This is a genomic window from Paenibacillus sp. P46E, from assembly GCF_001909095.1.
Taxonomy (GTDB): Bacteria; Bacillota; Bacilli; order Paenibacillales; family Paenibacillaceae; genus Paenibacillus_AQ; species Paenibacillus_AQ helianthi.
In genome coordinates this window covers 77,986-99,700 of sequence record NZ_LVYZ01000043.1, presented here as the reverse complement: position 1 = coordinate 99,700, position 21,715 = coordinate 77,986, and the positions used below count along the sequence as shown (strand labels likewise).

The following is a 21,715-nucleotide window of genomic DNA, read 5'->3' as shown; positions in this document are numbered from 1 at the left end:
AGTAAGGAAGGTTACGGCCTGGCCGTACGCCGAATGACGGAACCAGAAAGTGTATTTGGACAACTGAAAAATAACCGGGGCTTCCGGCGCTTTCTGCTTCGCGGCATGGAAAAAGTGACGCTTGAGGTCGGTTGGCTTTGCCTTGCCCACAATCTCTTGAAGCAAGCTGCAAATGACCAAAAACAAAGAGCAACATTTCTCCAGTGACGGGAGAAATGTTGCTCTTTTGACCTTTTTACGGTTTTGAAAATGAGAAGGGTTTGTCTCTACTCGTAGAAAACTACTTTTGGGACAGCCCCTTATTTGTATAGATCTAGGACTGTTATTTAATCTGCTTGAGCAATCGGCTGAGAGGCTTCTGCACTTTGCCCGTATATGTTCAGCGCTTCATCCAGCCGCTGCACGGCAATTTGCATAAGCTCAGGCGGCGTATGGGTGAAATTGAGCCGCATTGTATTCCCGTGAGGCTGATCGGAATAGAATACCTCGCCGGGTACAAAAGCTACGCCTTGCCGGACGGCATAAGGAAGCAGCTTAGCGGTGTTAATGTGTTCGGCCAATGTAAGCCACAGGAACATGCCGCCCCGCGGCTCTAGAAAATGAGTGCCTTCCCAGCTACGGGACACCAGTTCACTGGAGAGCAGCTTCATACGCGAATGGTATTCGCGCGAAATCAGGCGGATATGCTCCTCAAGGTCAAAGGTATGCAGCAGTTCGGACAGCGCCCGCTGGTCAATAGCGCTTGAATGCAAATCTGCAGCCTGTTTGGCTTTGGTGATCACTTGGATCAATTCAGGGGGCCCGATGATCCAGCCGGTGCGCAGCCCGGGGGCGACAATCTTGGAGAAGGTTCCTGTGTAGACTACACAGGATTCGCCCTCACCGCTTCGATCGATTGCTGCAAGGGTAGGAGGGTATGCGCCCTGAGCATCCTCGAAGGTAATTTCACCATACGGATTGTCTTCAAGAATAAGAACATTGTAGCGCCGGCATAATTCTACTGTCTGTTCGCGGCGTTCTCTGCTCCAGGTGGCTCCTGAGGGATTATTAAAGGTAGGAACGGCATACAACAGCTTGGGACGCTGGATGCGAAGCTGCTCTTCCAGATGATCCGGGAGCATACCGTGTTCATCACTCTTGACAGTGTGGATGTCCGCACGGTAAGAGCCAAGCACCTGAAGCGCAGCCAGATAAGTTGGTGCCTCTACAAGCACACTGTCGCCGGGGTTAAGCATAATTTTGCAGAGCAGATCCAGAGCCTGCTGTGAGCCTGTAGTCAGAATCATGTCAGAAGCAGACACAGCAATTCCCTGTCCTGTGAGTCTTGCCGCGATTTGTTCGCGCAGCGGCAGATAGCCTTCGGTCAAGCCATACTGAAGGGCTGAAGTATCCGCAGCTAGCGCCCTGTTGTAAGCATCCCAGACCGCTTGCATCGGAAATAATTCTTCTCCGGGCAATCCTCCGGCCAGCGATATAATATCTTTACCTTGGGTTACCTTTAATATTTCACGGACTGCCGAAGAACCCAGGTGTTCTGCCGCAGTTGAAAAATTAATCTTCATAAAAAAATACGCCCCCGCTGCTTTGATTTTGTTGTATCATAACGGCATAGCGGTATAACAGTAAAGCGATGAATATAACAGTTGGGAGGACGGAATAATGCATATCGATTTGCTCCGAAGCGGCAGCAAAGCCTTGCCGCAGCAAATCAGTGATACGCTGGCTCAGCGGATCACTTCCGGGCTCTTGCAGCCGGGAACCCGGCTTCCCTCCGTCAGGAGACTGGCAGTTACACTGAAAGTAAGCCAGGTTACGGTGAGCAAAGCCTACGCTGATTTGGAGAAGAGGGGACATATTGTATGCAGCCAGGGCAAAGGCTGCTTTGTAGCGGAGCATGAGCCAAGCGGAACAGGGGACGGGGCAGGCTGGCAGGACAGATATGATGATTATTTGCCGCGTGCACAGCTGTGGCGCAATTTTGACTACACCGAGGTGGAGTTTCCATTCCATCTGGCTGCGATTCATAGTGAACTGCTTCCTCTCGAGCCGATTGGTTCGATCATGGCAGCATTGGTAACGGGCCAGCCTGAACTGATGGCTTCCTACGGCAATTTTCAGGGCGACCCGGAGCTGCGTGAGATCATGCGCAGGCATTTGCAGCCGCGCGGCATACACATCAGTTCCGCCGATCTAATGATTACCAGTGGAACACAACAGGGGATCGATCTTGTAGCACGGACCTTTGTGGGTCCGGGGGATACTGTATATCTGGAAGCGCCTAGTTATACCGGGGCTATAGATGTTTTTGCCGGAAGAGGAGCGGAGATGATCTTTGTACCTATGGACCATGAGGGGATGCGGGTGGATGTGCTGACCCGGCTGTGTGATGCCAGGCCGCCCAAACTGATCTATACCAACCCTACCTTTCAGAATCCTAGCGGTGTCACTATGAGCATAACAAGAAGACAGCGGCTGCTGGAGCTTGCCCGCAGCTACCGCTGTCTCATTGTAGAGGACGATCCGTTCAGCGACCTATATTTCCGCACACCGCCTCCCCCTTCAATCAAGTCAATGGATGAGGACGGGCATGTAGTATATATGAAAAGCTTCAGCAAAGTCATAGCCCCGGGTTGCCGGATCGCCTGTGTGGCCGCTGAGGGGAACATCCTGTCCAGGCTGATCGCTGCCAAGTCGGCAAGTGATCTGGGGAGTCCTCTGCTTACGCAGGGGGCTATACTCCCGTTCATTGCCCATAAATATGAGGATTATGCCCGCAAGCTCCGGCTTGCCCTCCGTAGACGAATGGAGAATGCTGCCAAGCTGCTGAAGCAATATTCCCCACCGGGCGTGACATGGGTTCTTCCCGAAGGAGGATTGAATCTTTGGCTGCAGCTTCCTTCCGCATCCGGTATTAAGAAGCTCCATGAGCTGGCGGAGCAGGAGGGCATTTCTTTCCTGCCCGGTGATGTGTGTTATGCCGGGGATCAGCCTTCAAGACATATCCGCTTGTGCTATTCGCAAATGAAGGAAGCGGATATGGAACGTGGCCTGAAGCTGTTCCTTATTTTGCTGGACAAGCATCTCCGCTCCTCGGATTAATGATTTTCGAGACTCTGCCGGAGACTGTTGAGCTGGCGGCCGATACGTTGCGGGAACAGCTGAAGCGGAACCTCGCCTCCTGCAGCTGCCTGAAGAGTCCTGTAGATATCCACCTGACCTGAGCCGTAATATTTGTCATGGCCGGGATCACCCAGATCTACGGCGTTTGAAGTCATCATTTCCATGACCTCCTTATTGGTCAGAGCCGGGTTCAGGGAACGCACCAGTCCGGCGAGTGCCGCAACATGCGGGCTGGCCATTGAGGTTCCGGACAGTGCCGCATACTGGTTATCGGGATAAGTGCTCGCAATGCTCTCCCCGGGGGCGGCGACATCAATATATTCCCCGTAATTGGAGAAGGAAGCTCTTTCACCTGTAGCATTGGTTGCAGCAACGGCAAGAACCTCGGGATAGGCGGCAGGGAAACCTGGGCGTTCAGTATTGTCATTTCCTGCAGCGGATACAATTACCACATCGCGGTCGTAGGCATATTTAATCGCATCATGCAGAAATTGAGAATCGGCATAATTGCCCAGACTGAGGTTAATCACTTTGGCGCCCTTGTCTGCAGCCCAGATGATCCCTTCGGCTACGGAATAGGTAGTGCCTGCACCCGAGTTGTCTAGTGCTTTTACCGGGAGAATCTTATTGTACCAGCTAATACCGGCCACGCCTTCTTCGTTATTAGTTAATGCCCCTATAATACCCGCAACATGTGTGCCGTGACCCACATCATCGTCAGGGGGGGCAGTTTTCGTTATGGCATTATATCCGGCAAGTAGTTGCCCTTTAAGATCCGGATGATTCGCCTGCACCCCGGTATCTACCACCGCGACAATGACATCTTTGCTGCCTTTGGACAGATTCCAGCCCTGTTCGGTTTCAATAGCCGGCAGATTCCACTGGTATGCGGAAAAAAGTAAATCATTCGGTGTAATTACTGTGGCTTTATTTTCGCTGACGGTATCATTGGTTAAATACAAATAGTGAGGTTCCGTATATTGCGGATGCCATTTGTCGTTAAAATAGGTTTTTAGCTGGGTATAGTTCATCTTCCCGGAGCGGAAAATGTAGGCGTACCCGAGTTTGCGCGGCTCCATACAGCGGATATCGGCGGCAATGGTCTGCAGCTGTCCTGCGGTAGGGTGTCCATTTTTGAAGCGGACGACAATCTCATTTTCGTAATAATGGCTGGCATTCTCGTTGTCATGGCCGGTTTTGACGGTGAGATCCTTCAGAGTATCGGCATGGACCGATTCGACGCGGTACTTGCCTTCCTTCGGATAGGGGATTAGCCGCAGATTTTTGAGCTGGTGCTCAGCCACTTTATCCAGAATCTTTTGATGAATCAAGGCGATGACCCCATAATGGCCTTGCTGATCGCGCTGGGCGGTGAAATAATATTTTTTATTGCCGATAATAAAAGAAGGGGATTCATAAGCCTGATGCCCCTTGATTGCCGCTTTTGCAGTATTCAGGTACTTCAGCAGCTGTTTGTTCTCCTGGTCGCTTCCTTCCGGAAGGGATGATTTGAAGGTACTGGTCTGCTGCGTGCGGAAATCAATCCACATCAGCATGGTGATATGGCCGTGTCCCTGCTGTAGACGTTTGGCATATGCTGAAATATCCTCGGGCGTTTTACCATTCGCCTCGAAGAGCATCGTTCTCAGGTGTTTGCTGACATCTATCCGGTTCAAGCGGTCAGTAGCGCTGACATCTTGAGTAAGTGCGGCCTTCTTAATCGTCTTTTCCTGTGAAGGACTAGGCACAGAGGCTTGCCCCGGCTTAGGCTCTCCATCGGAACGAAATGTGAAGGTTAGAACGGCTATGGTAAAAGCGGCGGTGACCAGACCGGCAAGCATTACATTTTTGCGTGACATATTTTCCGCTCCTTCATGGAATCGTAATAGCTGTAGGTTTAGGAGTGAACACAGGTTTTATGCATCACAGAAAAGGATACCGTCGTCCAAGGATTTATGTTAATATCAGAAAGTAAGTGCTTACTAAGTAAAACACTTGGAAAAACCTCGCTTCATTTAATTCAACTTTCATGAGCCAGGAATAATAAGGGGGAGCAATCGCCATGTCATCAGCCAACGTGCAGAAATTGTGTGAATCGACGAGAGAAAAGCTTAAATCCGTAATCGGAAAAATGGAATTATTCCTGAATCAGCATGCGCTGCCGCAACTGGCTACAGAGGAAGATGAGGAAACGCTGCTCTTTTATCAAGGCTTTTTGTCCGATCTCCGCCATTTGCTGGTGTTCTCGGAAATGTCATATGAGAAGCTTGGGGTTGCTTTGCGGCGTGCCACATTCGATGAAGCCTTTGCGCAAAAAGCGCTATATAACGTATATCATTTTGGGGTGAACAACTTCTTTTATCCCAAGAATGAAAGCTATTCCGAAGATGGTCGTTATGCCTATACAGGCCAAGATGCCATCCGGTTCCGCAAAAAGCCGGTACGTCCGGCCCGCGATATTATCATGGATATCACCAAGGTTTACGAAGAACTTCGGGATGATCTAAGCTACTATGAGAATGATTATTTGACCGAGAAGCGCATGCAGAATCAGGTGTAGCCTGAGCTGAATAGTTCCGGTACACTGGACCGCATTTGCCATGGATATGGCAGATGCGGTCTTTTTCAATTTACCGTTCTTATAAGAATTTCTATGCGGTTTCCCCTTGATTGTTGGCGGAAGCTGGGAAGGTGTGTGTTCAATTGGAAAGTGGCTTTTTCAGGATAGGGGCAGCCTTCTGGGGACATAATGAAGTCGAGGTGATAACGATGACAACCGCCAAACCACTTGTGAAATGCAGTGTGAGCAACTGTAATTATTGGGGAGAGCAGAACCTGTGCCGTGCAGATCAAATTGTGATCGAAATCGACAAACATTCCGGTAGTGCTTATCTGGAAGAGTATGCCGAAGAAATGACTGACAAGGGCCATCATGATCATGCGGCTACTTCTTCTGCCACCTGTTGTCTGACGTTCAAGCCGAAGGATTAGGAGGACACCGCCATGGACAAGCGCAGTGATGATTCCAGTCTGGACCGTGATTCCCGCCGAAAAATAATTCTGCGTCCGCGGAGGATCGATTATCCCCGGCGGGACAGAGCCCTAAATGAGGAATATGCCGCCGAGATCAACCCGTTGCCGGCTCATGTGCACAGAGGGCATATTAACGGAGCAGATGCAGGAGAAGCCGCAAAGGAAGACGATACAAACACGGATAGCCGGACCATGGGATATGTTGGCTTGGGGTTTGGGGTCGTCTCCTTGTTTATCTGGTCCATTATTTTGGGACCCATTGCAGCAGTGCTTGGGTATTTTGCCTATGCCAGAGGACAAAAAACTGCAGGGGCATGGGCCATGGGGCTGGGAATTGTATCTACACTCAGCTATTTTATTATGATTCCTTTTGCCCGTTAGCCGTACAATCTAATGTAAGCAGGAAATCGAAACAGGCTTTAAGACCTATCTATGCAGGTCTGAAGTCTGTTTTTTGGTGTCGGCATATAGCAATTCCTGCTGAGAAATTGTAAAATAAAGGCGTATTTTAAATTTGAAATGAGAACCTTAATATATAAAATGACCTTGAAAGAAGGAATGCTCAGAATGGGGATTAATGCCATAGCTGGAAGCGGAATCGGCCAGCTGAAATGGATTGATTTACGAAGCTCTTCCCAGGTGAAGAATGTGATGGTCAAAAATAAGGCGGAGGCTCCGGGAAGCTCGTCAGCAGAGTTTGCGGCCCTCCTACAAGGAATTGCACTCCAGAACAGCAGTGGTGGGGATACCAGTAGTGCGCTGGCCTCCATGGACAGCTCATCCTTAAGCGGGCTGTTGTGGCAGCAGATTGGCGGCGGGGGAGGAGAAGCTTATGACTCCATTTCCGGGGAAATAACGGAGACGAAACCTACGGATTATGAAGACCTGATTCAAACGGCGAGTGCGAAATACGGTGTTCCTGTTGATCTGATCAAAGCGGTTATTGATACAGAGTCCTCTTTTAATCCCAATGTTGTATCTTCAGCCGGAGCCAAAGGGCTGATGCAGCTAATGGATGGAACGGCAAATGGACTGGGTGTATCGGATCCCTTTGACCCGGCTCAGAGCATCGACGGTGGGGTGCGCTATTTATCCTATCAATTGAAACGGTATAACGGGCAGGAGAACATGGCGCTTGCTGCTTATAATGCCGGTCCGGGCCGTGTGAACAAGCTTGGTGTCAGCAATGACCTGGAGCTGTTGGCCAATCTGTCGCAGCTTCCAAAGGAAACCCAGGCTTACATCGCCAAAATAGAACGCGCCCGCGCGAAATACGCGGTATAATAAAAAGGATCAAACGGGTTACCCTTAGACCACAGAGGTGGAAAAGGGCCGTTTGATCCTTTTTCGCCATAGTGGGATGCGGGTGATTCCTGCACGCTGCCAAGAAAGACACAAAGGAGATCTTCAATATATGCTTTACTGGGATTACGCAGCGGCTGCACCTCCTTACGAGGAGGTAGTGCAGACCGTAGAACAAATCATGAGGCTGCATTATGCCAACCCCTCTTCCCTGCACCGGGCAGGGGTGGAAGCAGAGCGGCTTATCACACGTGCGCGGGAAGTGTGCGCAGCTTCACTTGGTGTACAGCCGAATGAAATATTGTTTACCTCGGGGGCAACCGAGAGCAATAACCTGGCCATAAAAGGTGCCGCCCTGCAGTACCAGGGCAGGGGGCGTCATATCGTTACAACACAGTTGGAACACCCTTCCGTGTTTGAGAGCTGCCTGCAGCTGCAAGGTCTAGGCTGGGAGGTAACTTTTGTCGCGCCAAAAAGCTCGGGAATCGTGGATCCGGCAGATATTTCCGCTGCTGTTCGCCCGGATACGGTGCTTGTCAGTGTCATGCATGTCAATAATGAGATTGGAACGGTACAGCCGCTGCGGGAGATTGGCGAGGGAATCAAAGCTATGAATCGGCGGACCTTGTTCCATGTTGACGGGGTGCAGGGATACGGTAAGCTTGAAACTCAGCTGAAGGAGTGGCAGGCTGATCTGTACAGCTTATCCCCGCATAAAATTCGCGGACCCCGCGGTACAGGTATCCTGTTTGCCAGAGAAGGGGTAACACTGTTTCCGCTCCTGACGGGAGGCTCACATGAGAATGGAAACCGTGCCGGAACCGAGAATGTAGCGGGAATTGTGGCTTCAGCCAAGGCTGTGCGAATGAGCGGTGAGAAGCGGGAGGAGCTCAGCAGACGTCTGATTCCGCTTCGTAACCGGCTGATGCATTTTATCTCAGGTATACCCGAGCTAATTCTGAACAGCAGAGAGGATGGTGCCCCTCATATTGTGCACTTTTCCTACCCGGGTATGATGGGGGAAGTTCTCGCCCGCAAGCTGGAGGAGCTGGGGATGACCGTCTCAACCCGTTCCGCCTGCTCTTCGCGTCTTGCCGAACCGAGCCGGATTTTGCTGTCGATGGGCAGAGAGGTCCCGGAAGCACTGGGCGGTATCCGGATCAGCCTTGGGGATAGTCATACGGAAGCTGATGTTGCCAAGCTTGAACAAGCGCTGCTGGATGCGGTACAGTCATTGAAGAAAGCTCAAGGAGGCATGAAATAACACATGAATGAGATAGAGAATGGATACGGAACTGAATCCTGGGCAGGGATGGTAAGAAGTAGTGAATATGCAGATATGCTGATGCTGCGGTTCGGAGAGTTTATTTTAAAAGGGAAAAACCGCTCCCGGTTTGAGAAAACTGTGCTCCGTCATGTGAAGGAAATGGTCAAACCTTTTCCTAAAGTGAGCTTAAGCAAGGAATTCGGACGCATTTACGTACACTTAAACGGTGAACCCGCAGGAGAACTGATCGCTGTGCTGCGCAACGTTTTCGGTATTGCTTCGATCAGTCCGGTTAAAGTTTCGCAATCGGAATTTGAGGATATTTTATCCGTCAGCCGGACCTTTTTACAGATTGCAGCTCCACCAGCCGGCACGACCTTTAAGGTGAATGCACGGCGGGTCTGGAAGGAATTTCCTTATGGTTCAATAGAAATGAATAAGCTGATTTCAACACCGCTGCTGCAAGGTTATCCGGGTCTGCTGGTGGACGTGAAGTCGCCGCAGATGGAGCTGAGAATTGAAATCCGGGAAGGCCAAACGTTTATTTTCTGTGAAAATATTGCCTGTGTGGGAGGTTTCCCTCTGGGCACCAATGGGAAAGCCATGCTGCTCCTCTCAGGCGGTATCGACAGTCCTGTCGCTGGCTGGTCCTCCATGCGGCGGGGACTCGAAGTCGAATGTGTCCATTTCTACAGCTTCCCCTATACCAGTGAGCTGGCCAGGCAAAAAGTCGTAGATTTGACGCGGGTGCTGTCAAGGTATGCGGGAGTCATCAAGCTGCACCTTGTTCCATTTACAGAGGTGCAGACCTCTTTTACCGGTATCGGTCAGGATAACCTGATCGTTACGTTGATGCGCCGGGCCATGCTGAAAATTGCATCGCGGTTAGCTGAGCAGGAGGGGGCACTGGCCCTTGTTACAGGAGAAAGCCTCGGACAAGTTGCAAGCCAGACACTTTCCAGCATGAATGTAATCGGCCGTGCGACCCCTCTTCCGCTGCTGCGCCCTCTCGTAATGATGGACAAGAGTGAAATTGTGGATATTTCCAAAACCATCGGCACCTATGAACTCTCTATCCTTCCCTACGAGGATTGCTGCACACTATTTGTCCCCAAATCGCCGACGACCAATCCAAACTTGCGGATCGTGGACAAAATTGAAGCTACCCTTCCAGGCTATAGTAGCCTCCTGGATGCAGCGGTCGCCGGAACAGAGACGGTTACCATTACTCCTTACGGGGATGAAAAGCCAAGGGATAGGGTCCCGGCGGAGGCAGGGCTTCAAGAGGAATGGTTCTAGTCTAAAAGAAGGAGTGCTACCAAACCACATGGTCAATGGTGCACTCCTTTATTCATTCGGTATTATTCTGTTGCGGGTTGGGAATTCCTTAGACAGCGGGTCCGCCATGTACCGATTTCCGGTGATCCCGGACCCGCTTCCAGTGTCCGGATGCAAGGATACCCGTAATTACCAGCAGAATAAAAAGAACACGCAGCAGCGGATGCTCCTCAACAAAGGGACCGATCCGCTGTTCTTCGGTAATCATGCTTGAGGCCGTCAGCCCAAGTACGGCAGCGCCGATATAAATGATCCAGGGATAGCGGCCCATCAGCTTAATGAATAGGGTACTGCCCCAGACGACAATCGGAACGCTGATCAGCAGTCCCAGCACAACAAGCACAATATTATGATTCGCAGCCCCGGCTATGGCGATCACATTGTCCAGACCCATGGCAGCATCCGCAATAATGATCGTCCGGACCGCCGACCAAAGTGTCCCCCCGGCTTGAATATTCGGCCCCCCGTTATCTCCGGTCAGCAGCTTATAAGCAATCAGAATGAGCAGAAGACCCCCGAACAGCAGCAGCCAGGGAATCTTAAGCAGCCAAACTACCAGAATAGTGGCGATAATCCTTAGTGCTACAGCTCCGCCTGTACCCAGCAAGATCGCTTTTTTCTGTGTTTTTCCGTGTAAATTCCGTGCAGCCAGTCCAATGACTATGGCATTGTCACCGGCCAGAATCAGATCCAGAAAGATAATATTGAGCAGCGGCAATATGAAATCCCAAACGGATGTGTTCAAGAGCGTGTCACTCCTAATGTTTTGTTTGAATTGCTTTTTGAATCAGATTCGTACAAAACGTTCATCCTGAGTATTTGTTTACATGTTTACATTTTGGAAGTTGCCCTGAACCGTATAGTGTTGTATACGCTATAAAAACCCCGGACATTCGTAACTTACAAAAAAGCCTGCCCAAGAAGCATAGCTTGCCCGGCTTGGACATACATGTAAATACATGTAGTTCAGGGAGGCTGAAGTTAAATGGATTCTTTATTGCTGCTTGGTGAAATACTGATGATCAATCTCGTGCTGAGCGGAGATAATGCAATGGTTATTGCAATGGCCAGCAAAAATTTGCCGGAGCAGCACCGCAGGCTGGCGGTTTGGTGGGGGGCTGCCGGTGCAGTCGTGTTGCGCTGCTTGCTGACGTTTGCCGCAGTACTGCTGCTGAAGATTCCTTATATCGAGGCCGGCGGGGGGATATTGCTGCTGTGGATCGCCTTCAAGCTGCTGCTGGAGGAGGAAGAGGATGTCCGGGTAGAAGAGAGCTCAACTATATGGAAATCCGTCCGCACCATTCTGCTCGCTGACTTTATTATGAGTCTGGACAATGTACTGGCCATTGCAGGCGTCGCAAAGGGGGATCTTGCGCTGATTGTGATCGGTATTGCGTTAAGCATTCCGATTGTAGTCTGGGGCAGCGGAATCATTGTAGGCTGGCTGCACCGTTTCCCTGTGCTGATCTACATTGGGGCTTATATCCTCGCATATACGGCGGGAGATATGCTGCTTCAGGATGCCAAATTCGGTGCGGTAATTTCCTTTCTGCTGCCGTCGTTCCACTCGATGCTGCCGCTGCTGCTCGGAATCATTGTGGTGATATCGGGCTTGTTCAAGCGCGGAACTTTATCGGCAAAGTAGAAATCCGGAAATGATTCTTTGGCTGAGTCAGAGCTGTGTAACAGCTTTGGCCCGGTCTTTTTGAAATATAAGATTTTATATGTTTCACGAAATAAATCATCCTTATATTTTTGGAGAAACGGCTGCCGCCTCTTTCAGAGGATGGCGAAGTCGTTTCTTCTTAGCATGGGAACCAATAACAAGAAGAATGATGGTGTTTTATTTATTTTTCAGATAAAATATAAAGGGAATCCTGTCATATGCTTATGTTTCTTAGTGGCGGGTCTGAGAGAAGAGACATGAATCTTGAAGGGATGGGTGGAAAATGTCTTCTAAAAATGACGCGAAACTGGGTATATTTATATTCGCTGCCGGCATAGTGATACTGTTCGGAAAGCTGGGGGTATTCGGCTTTCTCGGGCGTGCTCTGTGGCCACTTGTAATTCTGGTTCCCGGCCTGTTCCTGCATGTGCTTTTCTTCAGCCGCCGGGCTCCGGCATCCGTGCTGCTGCCGGCTGGGATTCTGACCGTATACGGATTGCTGCTGGGTCTCTGCAATACCTGGGGCTGGGGACTGATGTCTCATCTGTGGCCGTTGCTGCTGCTGGGCATTGCTGTCGGACTGTATGAGTATTCGCTCTATTCCCCGGGACGAAACGGCGGCCTTACTACCGCGGCTGTCATTCTGGGTCTACTGAGTCTTGTACTACTGATCTTCAGCATGCTGGGAACAGGAGCACTCTATTTGCTCGGAGCCATTCTGGTTGCGGCAGGTGCCTGGCTGATCTTTGGCCGGGGCAAACCGGGAGGCCGTAAAAAGTGGAACGGAGGCTGGTAAGACAGCTATATCCCGCGAAACTTGATCTAAGAAAGAACGGGGAAATTGCCCGAATGCAACTTTAGCAAAATTAAACGAAGCTGGAAACCGTTTTTTCATAAAAAGACTTGCTTTTCATAGTGCTTTCACTATAATATTAAGGATATGTTGAAGCGTCGGCTTTCTGCCTGGCGCTTCTTTTGTGAGACTGCCGCGACAAGCTATAAATTTAAACATTTTTAATTTGATAAATGAGAGGATTTGGATACAAATCATGCATTCAAGAAAAGATATCCGCAATATTGCGATCATTGCCCACGTTGACCATGGCAAAACAACACTCGTCGATCAGCTACTGCAGCAATCAGGAATTTTCAGCGCTCACGAGCACTTGCAAGAACGGGCCATGGACTCGAACGATCTGGAGCGGGAACGCGGAATTACCATCCTAGCCAAAAATACAGCAATTACCTATAAAGAGTTCCTGATCAACATCGTAGATACCCCTGGACACGCCGACTTCGGCGGTGAAGTAGAGCGCATCATGAAGATGGTTGACGGCGTACTGCTGGTTGTCGATGCGTATGAAGGCTGCATGCCGCAAACGAAATTCGTTCTGCGTAAGGCGCTGGAACAGCACCTGACACCTATCGTTGTCGTGAACAAGATTGACCGCCCGGCTGCACGTCCGAAGGAAGTTATTGATGAAGTCCTGGATCTGTTCATTGAGCTTGAAGCCAGTGACGACCAATTGGAGTTCCCAGTTGTTTATGCTTCCGCAATTAACGGTACATCCAGCATGGACCCTGAGAAGCAGGATGAAACCATGCTTGCACTGTACGAAACCATTACCCAGCATATCCCGGCTCCAACTGAAAAAATTGAAGAACCACTGCAGTTCCTCGTAACATTGATGGACTACAATGAATATCTGGGACGTATTGCTATCGGACGCGTGAACCGTGGCATAATTAAGCAAGGCCAATCCGTTACTGTCATCATGCGTGACGGCAAGAGCAAAACAGCCCGTATCGAGAAGCTGTTCGGCTTCCAGGGTCTAAAACGTGTAGAAACAGAAGAAGCGGGCGCTGGCGACATCGTGGCCATTGCCGGTATCAAGGATATTAACATCGGTGAGACGATTGCCGATCCGGCAAACCCTGAAGCGCTGCCTGTCCTGAAGATTGATGAACCGACCATGCAAATGACGTTCCTCGTGAACAACAGTCCTTTTGCAGGTAGAGAAGGTAAATGGGTGACTTCCCGTAAGCTGCGTGAGCGGCTCTTCAAAGAGCTTGAAACCGATGTGAGTTTGCGCGTGATGGAAACTGACAGCCCGGATGCATTTATCGTGTCCGGACGCGGTGAGCTTCACCTGGGGATTCTGATTGAGAATATGCGCCGTGAAGGTTATGAAATGCAGGTATCCAAACCTGAGGTTATTGTCAAGGAAATCGACGGTGCCAAAATGGAGCCGCTGGAGCGTCTGATGATTGATATTCCTGAAGAAAGCATGGGAGCCGTTATGGAGAGTCTGGGTACTCGCAAAGCGGAAATGGTCAACATGATCAATCACGGTACCGGACAGGTTCGTCTGGAATTCCTGATTCCTGCACGCGGATTGATCGGCTATAATACGTACTTCCTGACGCTGACACGCGGCTATGGTGTAATGAACCATGCCTTCGACAGCTACGCTCCACTGATTGGCGGCCAGGTTGGCGGACGTCATCAAGGTGTGCTTGTATCCAGTGAGACTGGAAACACTACTCTTTACGGCATGATGGGCGTTGAGGACCGTGGTATTCTCTTCCTGGAACCAGGTACTGAAATTTATGAAGGCATGATCGTAGGTGAGCACACCCGCGATAACGATATCATCGTTAACATCTGCAAAGAAAAGCAGTTGACCAACGTTCGTTCGGCAACGAAGGATGAAACGGTGAAGATGAAGACCCCTCGCCTGTTCTCACTGGAAGGTGCTCTTGAGTACCTGAACGATGATGAATATTGCGAAATTACACCTAAATCTGTCCGTTTGCGTAAAAAGATCCTGAATAAGGGCGAACGCGAACGTGTAGAAAAACAGCGTAAAGCGGCGCAAGCTAGCCAAGCCTAAGTTGTTATGAACGAATGGTTGTTTGTTCTGCCATAGCAGAGCATTCCATTCTTCGTCTAAGCCGCCGGATCATTCCGGTGGCTTTTAATTTTTATACGTGGATTGCAAATCGTTCAAATTCTTAGGATTCTTGCGGTATAAAAGCGTATTGAATGTTATAATGTAAGCGAACTTATTCCCGGAGGGAGTGACGAGCTTTGCAGATCTGGTTCGCTGAGCATCCTATTGTCGCTTACATTGTCATTTTTATTTTACTGACTTATGTGTACAACCGCGTTTTCCGCGTGAATCAGAAGCTGCCTATCGGCAAGGAAATTGTGTTATACCTGATGATGGCGGTGGGCTCGGGCATGCTGCTCATCTTCCAGCACGACAAGCTCCCTATTATCCAGTGCCTGCTGGTGGCTGTAGGGCTTATGCTGCTTGTGCGGGTCCGTTACATGGTAGAAGCCCGGCAGAGACGTAAGGCTGCAGCAGCGGGCAAACGACAGTAATCGCAACTTTTGCCGCTTGAATTCGTCTAATAGAGAGAGCGAGCAATCGAATACCAGTTGATACGAAAAGGACCTTATTCCATTATGAGTACAAATAAAGGCAGTTTGCCTCCAAGATCGAGCGGGAATCAGAGAAGTGGCAGACCGCAGCCGAACAGCACGGCTAGACCCGTGCCAAAGAAGAAAGTAAAGAAGCGCGGAGCATTGGCGAGAATGGGAAGAATGTTTTTGGTTATTTTAATCATTGTCATTCTCGCCGTTCTGGGATACGGCGGCTTTCTGTATTGGAAGTTTGATCAAGGCAGCTTCGGTATAGACCAGCCAGTAAAGGCGGGACATTCCGCTTCAAAGAAGCCCATCACAATGCTGCTGCTGGGGACAGACAATCGGCCGAAGCATCCTTCCAATCTGACAGATGTAATTATGGTCGTGTCGCTTAACCCCAAAACCCAGTCCGCTACAGTAGTCTCGCTTCCCCGCGATACTTACGTGGAGCTTAGCGGGTACAAGAAGACCAAGATCAATGAATTTTATGCCCGGTTCAAAAGCAAGGAGAAGACCTCAGGCCTTCTTGCTGAAGACGAGATGAAGACCATGATGGGCAAATACCTTGATATTGATGTAGATTATGTAACTGTCCTTGATTTCCAGGGCTTCCGTGATGTCGTGGATGAGCTGGACGGAGTGGATGTCAATATTAGTGAAAATATGTGTTACACGGACAGTGTAGATGGTACGGATATCGACTTGAAGAAGGGGCCGGCAAAGCTGAACGGTGATGATGCGCTCGATTACGTGCGCTACCGCAAGTCGAACTGCAGCCCGAAGACCAAGGCTTCAGATGATTTTGACCGTAACAAGCGCCAGAACGAAGTTCTGCATTCATTGGTTGGACAGATGCAGTCACTGGGCGGTGTTCTGAAGATCGGTAAGGTTCTCGATGCTGTGGATGACAATATGAAGACCGATATTGAGAATGAACAGATCAAGAATATGATCACTACCTATTGGAAGATTTCCAAGGAGAACATTGAATTCAAACCGGTAACCGGAACCTGGCGCAGTCCATATGTATATATTAACGATGAAGAGCTGGACGCAGCCAAGAAAAGTCTTCAAGACCGTATTGCCGGGATTGTACCAACATCCCAAAATTGAATGCAAGTTCGGGCATGTGCTATAATATAATAAATTGAATGCATCCAAGCCGCATAGGGGGCCTCTACTTATGTCCGAAGCCGTTGCACAGCTTAACGAAACATTGCTTACCATGCTGCAGTCGGAAACTTTTGTTCTATTGAACACTGTGGATGCGGAAACTGGCGGACCGACGTCCACCGCGATTTCCTGGATCTATGCAGTTAGCCCTTCTATTGTGCGACTTGCCGTCGACCACCGTTCCAGACTTGTGAACAACATGAAGGTAAATCCGCTGGTCACTATCACTGTTTTTGGCGAGGGTACCGTTCATGCCATTAACGGTCGTGCTTCCGTCAGGCAGGATCCGCTGTCCGATGTTCCGTTCAAGATGTGCTGTTTTGATGTCGAAATTGAAGCGGTCCGCAATGCGCTTTTCTATGGCGCACAATTGGAGTCCGCACCAAAATATGCGAAGGTATACGATGCACGTGCGGCTGATAAGCTGGACGGACAGGTGTTTGCCGCCATGCAAAAAGCCCAGTGATCAAGTCACTAGGCTTTTTTTGTCCAATTCTTTGAACCAAGACCGCTTCTATTGATTGCCTTTGGGCTTGGTATCTTCCGGGAGCTGCGGGATAATACGTCCGATAATGTCTGCCATCTCAGAGGCGAAACCGGACACCGGATGACCCTTGCTGATGTGTTTGCCCATTTCGGCAAGTCTGCTGGATATATCCATGTCAGCAGTGACGAACGCTTTTACACTTCTTGGATCCTTGCTTCTATGGTCCTTGCGGATGGCTTCTGCCACAGAATATTTAATGCTTCCAACTCGGGACCGGGTAAGAGATCCATCAACATCAATACCGACAACAGCGACATGGTTCATAACGACACAGTGGGCCCCTTTTACACCGGGAACTCTTTTGGCAAGCCGCTCAAAATGGTCTTTGAGTGCAACATCACTTTCACCTTTGCCGTCAGAAGGTTGTCCGGGTTGTGAATAAGACAGTGGGGCGGCAGTAGCTCCTTCACCCGATAAATTTTGCACTCCCTGATTCCCCTGGCTGCTTAATGATTTTGCCGATTGTTTATCCTGAGGAGAGGGTGATGACTCTTTATTAGCGATACCGCAGCTTGTCAGCAGCAGCAGTACCAGCAACAGACACATTGATTTTCTCATATGTGCGTACTCCTTTCAGCGAAAAATCAGGTCTTTACCTTAGCTTACCCTCACTGAATAGAGTTATGTATGACCAATCAAACCAGGCGCTGTGGAGGGGATAACATGAAAAAGATATTTGTACTAGACACCAACGTGCTTTTGCACGACCCCAATTCGATTTTTGCTTTCAAGGAGCATGAAGTTGTCATTCCGGCAGTAGTCCTGGAAGAAATCGACTCCAAGAAGCGCAATGCCGATGAAATCGGCCGCAACGCCCGCACCGTGTCACGCTTATTAGACGGACTTCGTGAACTTGGCCACCTGCATAGCGGTGTGGTACTGGAGCATGGAGGTACGCTGAAGGTAGAACTTAACCACCGCAGCTTCGTAAAGGTACAAGAAATGTTCGGCGAAGTCTCCAATGATAACCGGATATTGGCTGTCGCACTTAATTATCTCCATGAGGAGAATGAAAAGGCTGAACCGAGTCCTGTGGTGCTCGTGAGTAAAGATGTGCTCGTCCGTATCAAGGCGGATGTGCTTGGCATAACACCGGAGGATTATTTATCCGACCGTACGGGTGATCTGAATGAGCTGTACTCGGGCTATCAATCGCTGATGGTCCATCCTTCGCTTATCGATGAATATTACAGCCACCGTTCCTTATCCGTCAAACAGTTATCCTTGTCCTATCCGCTGTATCCGCATGAATTTGTTATTTTGAAGGATGAGATTGGCACCGGCAAATCGGCCCTGCTCAAAGTGAATAGCGATGCATCCCGGCTAGAGCCGCTTTATCTAGGAAATGATGCGGTGTGGGGAATTAGTGCCCGCAATGCTCAACAACGGATGGCGCTGGAGCTGCTGCTCAATGACGATATCCCGCTGGTCACTATCACTGGTAAAGCGGGAACAGGAAAAACCTTGCTGGCTCTGGCTGCCGGACTGTTCAAAGTAGAAGATGAGCATAAGTATAAGAAACTGCTGATTGCCCGTCCGGTGGTGCCGATGGGTAAGGATATCGGTTATCTTCCAGGTGAGAAGGACGAAAAGCTGCGTCCGTGGATGCAGCCCATTTATGATAATCTGGAATTTTTGTTCGATACGAAGAAGTCCGGTGATATCGATAAAATTTTGATGGGCCTCGGCAGTATTCAAGTGGAAGCCCTCACCTATATTCGCGGACGTTCGATCCCGTCTCAATTCATTATCATTGATGAGGCACAGAACTTGTCCCGCCACGAAGTGAAGACGATCGTCTCCCGAGCGGGAGAAGGCAGTAAAGTCATCCTCATGGGTGACCCCGAGCAGATTGACCATCCTTATCTGGATGCGGCAAGCAACGGACTGAGCTATATCGTGGAGAAGTTCAAACAACAGGGAATCAGCGGACATATTACCCTTGAAAAGGGCGAGCGTTCACACCTGGCCCAGTTGGCTGCAGACCTTCTTTGATGCTTCGAGCTATTCCTGCCTAATTAGTACACTTTCATCAGTCCAGCCGCAGCAGGGCTGCAATTTACAGCAAACAGCCGGGAGATCATTCCCGGCTGTTTGCCATTGCCCCCCCAAGGAACGGTCGGGGATAAAATTTTTTTGTGGCAAAAGAATGGAGAGGAAGTTTGGAACTGGAGAAGCGGCAGCGTTCGCCTGAAAGCTTTCCGTAGGAAAGCTCGCTTCGAAAGCATATGCTATCCTCGGATTTCTACCGCAGCGGCGGTAATTCAAATCAGGAAATCTGAGGATAACAGCGATCGGAAGTCCAAATCTTTCTCGGAATGACCAAATGCCGCAAATTTTTGGTCCTCGCCGTTCACACCTATATAATAGAAAGAGAACGTTTTCAAACCGGCAGACAAGCGGAGAAGCATCTGGTAAAATAGGGGTGACGAGTCATAGGCGGGAGGGGAAAGGATCGTGCTGAGAAGGAGAAACTACTGGCTATTGTTTGCTATTTTATTGCTGTCGCTGACAAGCCTGTCCCCCAGCATGGAGCTGGACACCAGTGATGATACCTATCCGCTGAAGCAGCCGCTTAACCCATCAGAGCATTCCGAATCTGGCGATAAAGACAATGTCGAAAGCTTGAGCATCCGGGTGTCTATGAGCAAAGAGGAATTTAATGAACTGGAACGGATCAGCAATAACTACAGCTTGTCCAGCGGTACCCGGGTAATCTTGAGCAATGTTGACAGCGATGAAGCTAATGAGATTCTTCAGAGGGATCTGACGATTGGGCAGAGCCCGGATATTATAATGACCGACGGCCGAAGTATCACGGACTTGGCGACACAAGGCTACTTGCTGCCGGTAGATATTTACCAGAGTGTTCCGGGAAGTGCACCGCTGACCACCCTGATTCCGCAAATGCAATGGAATGGCTACGATTGGGGAGTTCCACTTGATATTGACCCCTATGTACTTGTATATTCGCCGAAACGGCTCGCGGAACTGGGAATTACAGGGTTACCCAGAAGTCTGGAGCAGTGGAATGAGTTGCTTAAAGTAATTCGTGAACAGCCAGACAAGCATCGCTATCTGCTGGCAATGGATACACGTAATCCCTACGGGTATTCGGCAGTTCTGGAGAGCATGGGCGGAAGTCTGGAATCGGTCAGTCCTGCTCAGCTGGAGTGGACACAATACGCAGGCAATTATTTCTTTCTCACAAGCCGAACGAACACAGACCTATGGGATATGCTTCAGGATGGTAAGCTTGCAGTTGCTGCGCTCCCGCTCTCGGAATGGCAGAAGCACGGGAATTCTACACTGTCTGCGGAAGCACCGCTTACCGCCAGCAACGGGTCAGGGTATGAGGCGATCTACAGCCGCTTCTTCGCACTCCCCGCACAATCCGGTAATCCTGAGGCAGCCGTCAATTGGCTGTCCTATGTCACATCCAGCACGGAACAGCTCGATTGGCTGGAGAATACGGGGCGCCTCCCCGCGCTCGATGAGCTATACCGTTCAGGGTTGCCGGAGAGCGTGAAACTTCCTTTTGACACCCGGCTGCTGCTTGCAGACGAAACGAATCTTGAGAGTAAATCAGCAAGCGGTTGGACAGCATTATCGCTGGCAGTAACACAACTGTTGACAGGAAAGCTTGATCCGGCGGGATATGCAGCCGCAGCCGCACAGGCATCAGAATGAGAGGGAGAGCTTCACATGTAGCACACCGTCCCGGCTGCTCACTTCAGTTGCACGAAGGAAAGAGACGATTTTTGCCGGATAGAAACCCAGATCGAATTCTTCCTCCAAAGTCTTGCGCGTAGTATCGGGCAACTCAAGACCATTAAATAATACATGATCGACATGGAACATCAATCCATTGACCGGTTCCTCCTGAATAGTGTAATGGCCGGTCAGCGTCAGCGATAATCCGCCACTTTTACCGGAAGCAGTTACTTCATTATCATTAAAGTGGAAGGCAAAATCCTTGAACAATTCATTTTGCGCCACCAGGAATTCATTTAGATCCTCTTCCTTTAAGGCCAAATTATAGGTCATTCCTTTACGGGTCAAAAGCCCATCCCGGCTTTGGACGAATGCTGGCAGCTGCTTCATGGCAGAGGACAACGCTTTAAAATAGGTTTTGACTTCGTGAACCCCGATATTCTCCCAATATTTCGTGAATTCATCTAATAAGGCGCTCATGCTGGCAGGATCACTGCTGGACTGAATGCCTTTATTAATATCCTCATGTAGTGCCTCAATCCGATTCTTCTGCTCCACCAAAGCTGTTTTGAGCGCCTCAAGCTCTTCTGAACTGCGCTGTGCCGCGGTAAGCGTTGTTTTTAATTTCTTATAATCCGCTTCATATTGAGACAGAATGTCCCGGTCTCTTCCAATAATGATTTCATAATAATCATACAAGGCCAATAATCTGCCAATGCTTCTAGCCGAAAGTACAGCAGTCAGGAGACCATCTCTCTCTCCCATATAATAAGAACGTATTATAGCTCCGGCTTGTTCCCGCTGATTCTGAATTGCACTTTGCTGTGAAACAGCCCGTTTTTCTAGAGTTGATACCTTTTCCTCAAGAGCTTGCTGCTCAGCGGTGATCCGAGATATCTCCTGCTCAATTTCTGCCGAGGATAACGTCTGTTCCAGCAGCTTGCGGGTGACCTCATTATCAGGCATGACGGGAGGAGAGGTGCCGGATAGACCCGTTCCCGGATCTGCACTCAAAAAGTCAGGGGGCGTCAGGATAGTAAAGCAGAGGAGGATAAGGAGAATACAAGTATAACGGCTTTGATTATTGCGGGATCGCATCACTTCACCACCTTATAGGAATTC

Annotated in this window: 21 protein-coding genes; 16 read left to right on the top strand and 5 right to left on the bottom strand. The window is 49.7% G+C overall.

Annotation, left to right across the window (positions count from 1 at the left end; genetic code table 11):
• Positions 1-207: transposase (locus tag A3849_RS15835; protein WP_178382711.1), on the top strand; the 207-nt coding region annotated here is incomplete at its 5' end.
• Between the two features lie 119 nt (positions 208-326).
• On the opposite strand, the gene A3849_RS15830 is transcribed toward A3849_RS15835, so the two are convergent.
• Positions 327-1,562 (bottom strand): aminotransferase-like domain-containing protein, encoded by a 1,236-nt coding sequence (locus A3849_RS15830; protein WP_074112277.1) that lies wholly within the window; start codon positions 1,560-1,562, stop codon positions 327-329.
• 97 nt (positions 1,563-1,659) lie between these two features.
• Between A3849_RS15830 and pdxR the strand changes: the two genes are divergently transcribed.
• On the top strand, positions 1,660-3,099 hold the full coding sequence (gene pdxR / locus A3849_RS15825; RefSeq protein ID WP_074112276.1) for a MocR-like pyridoxine biosynthesis transcription factor PdxR: 1,440 nt from the start codon (positions 1,660-1,662) through the stop codon (positions 3,097-3,099).
• Here the strand turns inward: pdxR and A3849_RS15820 are convergent.
• Entirely contained in the window at positions 3,096-4,979 is a 1,884-nt protein-coding gene (locus tag A3849_RS15820) for a S8 family peptidase (protein WP_074112275.1), read from the bottom strand. The genes pdxR and A3849_RS15820 overlap by 4 nt on opposite strands.
• Before the next feature lie 203 nt (positions 4,980-5,182).
• Here A3849_RS15820 and A3849_RS15815 point away from each other — a divergent pair, with 203 nt between their 5' ends.
• The 6 genes from A3849_RS15815 to thiI all read left to right on the top strand — a co-directional run bounded on the left by A3849_RS15815 (position 5,183) and on the right by thiI (position 10,021).
• Positions 5,183-5,680: a YpuI family protein gene (locus tag A3849_RS15815; RefSeq protein ID WP_074112274.1), complete on the top strand. Its 498-nt coding sequence runs from the start codon at positions 5,183-5,185 to the stop codon at positions 5,678-5,680.
• A gap of 143 nt (positions 5,681-5,823) precedes the next feature.
• Positions 5,824-6,111: a DUF1540 domain-containing protein gene (locus A3849_RS15810; protein WP_372237769.1), complete on the top strand. Its 288-nt coding sequence runs from the start codon at positions 5,824-5,826 to the stop codon at positions 6,109-6,111.
• 12 nt (positions 6,112-6,123) lie between these two features.
• The gene (locus tag A3849_RS15805) at positions 6,124-6,534 is read left to right on the top strand and encodes a hypothetical protein (protein WP_074112273.1); all 411 of its coding nucleotides are present in this window, start codon (positions 6,124-6,126) and stop codon (positions 6,532-6,534) included.
• 186 nt (positions 6,535-6,720) lie between these two features.
• The gene (locus A3849_RS15800) at positions 6,721-7,437 is read left to right on the top strand and encodes a lytic transglycosylase domain-containing protein (RefSeq protein ID WP_074112272.1); all 717 of its coding nucleotides are present in this window, start codon (positions 6,721-6,723) and stop codon (positions 7,435-7,437) included.
• 130 nt (positions 7,438-7,567) lie between these two features.
• Positions 7,568-8,719, top strand: a complete 1,152-nt coding sequence (locus A3849_RS15795; RefSeq protein ID WP_074112271.1) for a cysteine desulfurase family protein — start codon at positions 7,568-7,570, stop codon at positions 8,717-8,719.
• Between the two features lie 48 nt (positions 8,720-8,767).
• The gene (gene thiI / locus A3849_RS15790; protein WP_074112290.1) at positions 8,768-10,021 is read left to right on the top strand and encodes a tRNA uracil 4-sulfurtransferase ThiI; all 1,254 of its coding nucleotides are present in this window, start codon (positions 8,768-8,770) and stop codon (positions 10,019-10,021) included.
• An 88-nt stretch (positions 10,022-10,109) separates the two neighbouring features.
• Here thiI and A3849_RS15785 read toward each other — a convergent pair whose 3' ends face one another.
• Positions 10,110-10,805, bottom strand: coding sequence for a TerC family protein (locus A3849_RS15785; protein ID WP_074112270.1), 696 nt, complete (start codon positions 10,803-10,805; stop codon positions 10,110-10,112).
• Between the two features lie 240 nt (positions 10,806-11,045).
• Between A3849_RS15785 and A3849_RS15780 the strand changes: the two genes are divergently transcribed.
• The 6 genes from A3849_RS15780 to A3849_RS15755 all read left to right on the top strand — a co-directional run bounded on the left by A3849_RS15780 (position 11,046) and on the right by A3849_RS15755 (position 16,798).
• Complete coding sequence (locus A3849_RS15780) at positions 11,046-11,705, top strand: TerC family protein (protein ID WP_074112269.1); 660 nt, start codon at positions 11,046-11,048, stop codon at positions 11,703-11,705.
• Between the two features lie 304 nt (positions 11,706-12,009).
• On the top strand, positions 12,010-12,522 hold the full coding sequence (locus A3849_RS15775) for a hypothetical protein (RefSeq protein WP_074112268.1): 513 nt from the start codon (positions 12,010-12,012) through the stop codon (positions 12,520-12,522).
• A 253-nt stretch (positions 12,523-12,775) separates the two neighbouring features.
• Positions 12,776-14,620, top strand: a complete 1,845-nt coding sequence (gene typA, locus A3849_RS15770) for a translational GTPase TypA (RefSeq protein WP_074085677.1) — start codon at positions 12,776-12,778, stop codon at positions 14,618-14,620.
• Positions 14,621-14,817: 197 nt separating this feature from the next.
• Positions 14,818-15,114 (top strand): YlaH-like family protein, encoded by a 297-nt coding sequence (locus tag A3849_RS15765; protein WP_074085676.1) that lies wholly within the window; start codon positions 14,818-14,820, stop codon positions 15,112-15,114.
• Positions 15,115-15,198: 84 nt separating this feature from the next.
• Complete coding sequence (locus A3849_RS15760; protein WP_074112267.1) at positions 15,199-16,272, top strand: LCP family protein; 1,074 nt, start codon at positions 15,199-15,201, stop codon at positions 16,270-16,272.
• A gap of 70 nt (positions 16,273-16,342) precedes the next feature.
• The gene (locus tag A3849_RS15755) at positions 16,343-16,798 is read left to right on the top strand and encodes a PNPOx family protein (RefSeq protein WP_074112266.1); all 456 of its coding nucleotides are present in this window, start codon (positions 16,343-16,345) and stop codon (positions 16,796-16,798) included.
• A 48-nt stretch (positions 16,799-16,846) separates the two neighbouring features.
• Here the strand turns inward: A3849_RS15755 and A3849_RS15750 are convergent, their stop codons facing one another.
• Positions 16,847-17,437: a YhcN/YlaJ family sporulation lipoprotein gene (locus A3849_RS15750; RefSeq protein ID WP_074112265.1), complete on the bottom strand. Its 591-nt coding sequence runs from the start codon at positions 17,435-17,437 to the stop codon at positions 16,847-16,849.
• Positions 17,438-17,542: 105 nt separating this feature from the next.
• Between A3849_RS15750 and A3849_RS15745 the strand changes: the two genes are divergently transcribed.
• Together A3849_RS15745 and A3849_RS15740 are read left to right on the top strand one after the other, a co-directional pair.
• Positions 17,543-18,874 (top strand): PhoH family protein, encoded by a 1,332-nt coding sequence (locus A3849_RS15745; RefSeq protein ID WP_074112264.1) that lies wholly within the window; start codon positions 17,543-17,545, stop codon positions 18,872-18,874.
• A 462-nt stretch (positions 18,875-19,336) separates the two neighbouring features.
• Positions 19,337-20,569 (top strand): extracellular solute-binding protein, encoded by a 1,233-nt coding sequence (locus A3849_RS15740; protein WP_143191830.1) that lies wholly within the window; start codon positions 19,337-19,339, stop codon positions 20,567-20,569.
• On the opposite strand, the gene A3849_RS15735 is transcribed toward A3849_RS15740, so the two are convergent.
• Positions 20,561-21,691: a coiled-coil domain-containing protein gene (locus tag A3849_RS15735; RefSeq protein WP_074112262.1), complete on the bottom strand. Its 1,131-nt coding sequence runs from the start codon at positions 21,689-21,691 to the stop codon at positions 20,561-20,563. The two genes, A3849_RS15740 and A3849_RS15735, sit on opposite strands and share 9 nt — an antisense overlap.
• Between the last annotated feature and the right edge of the window lie 24 nt (positions 21,692-21,715).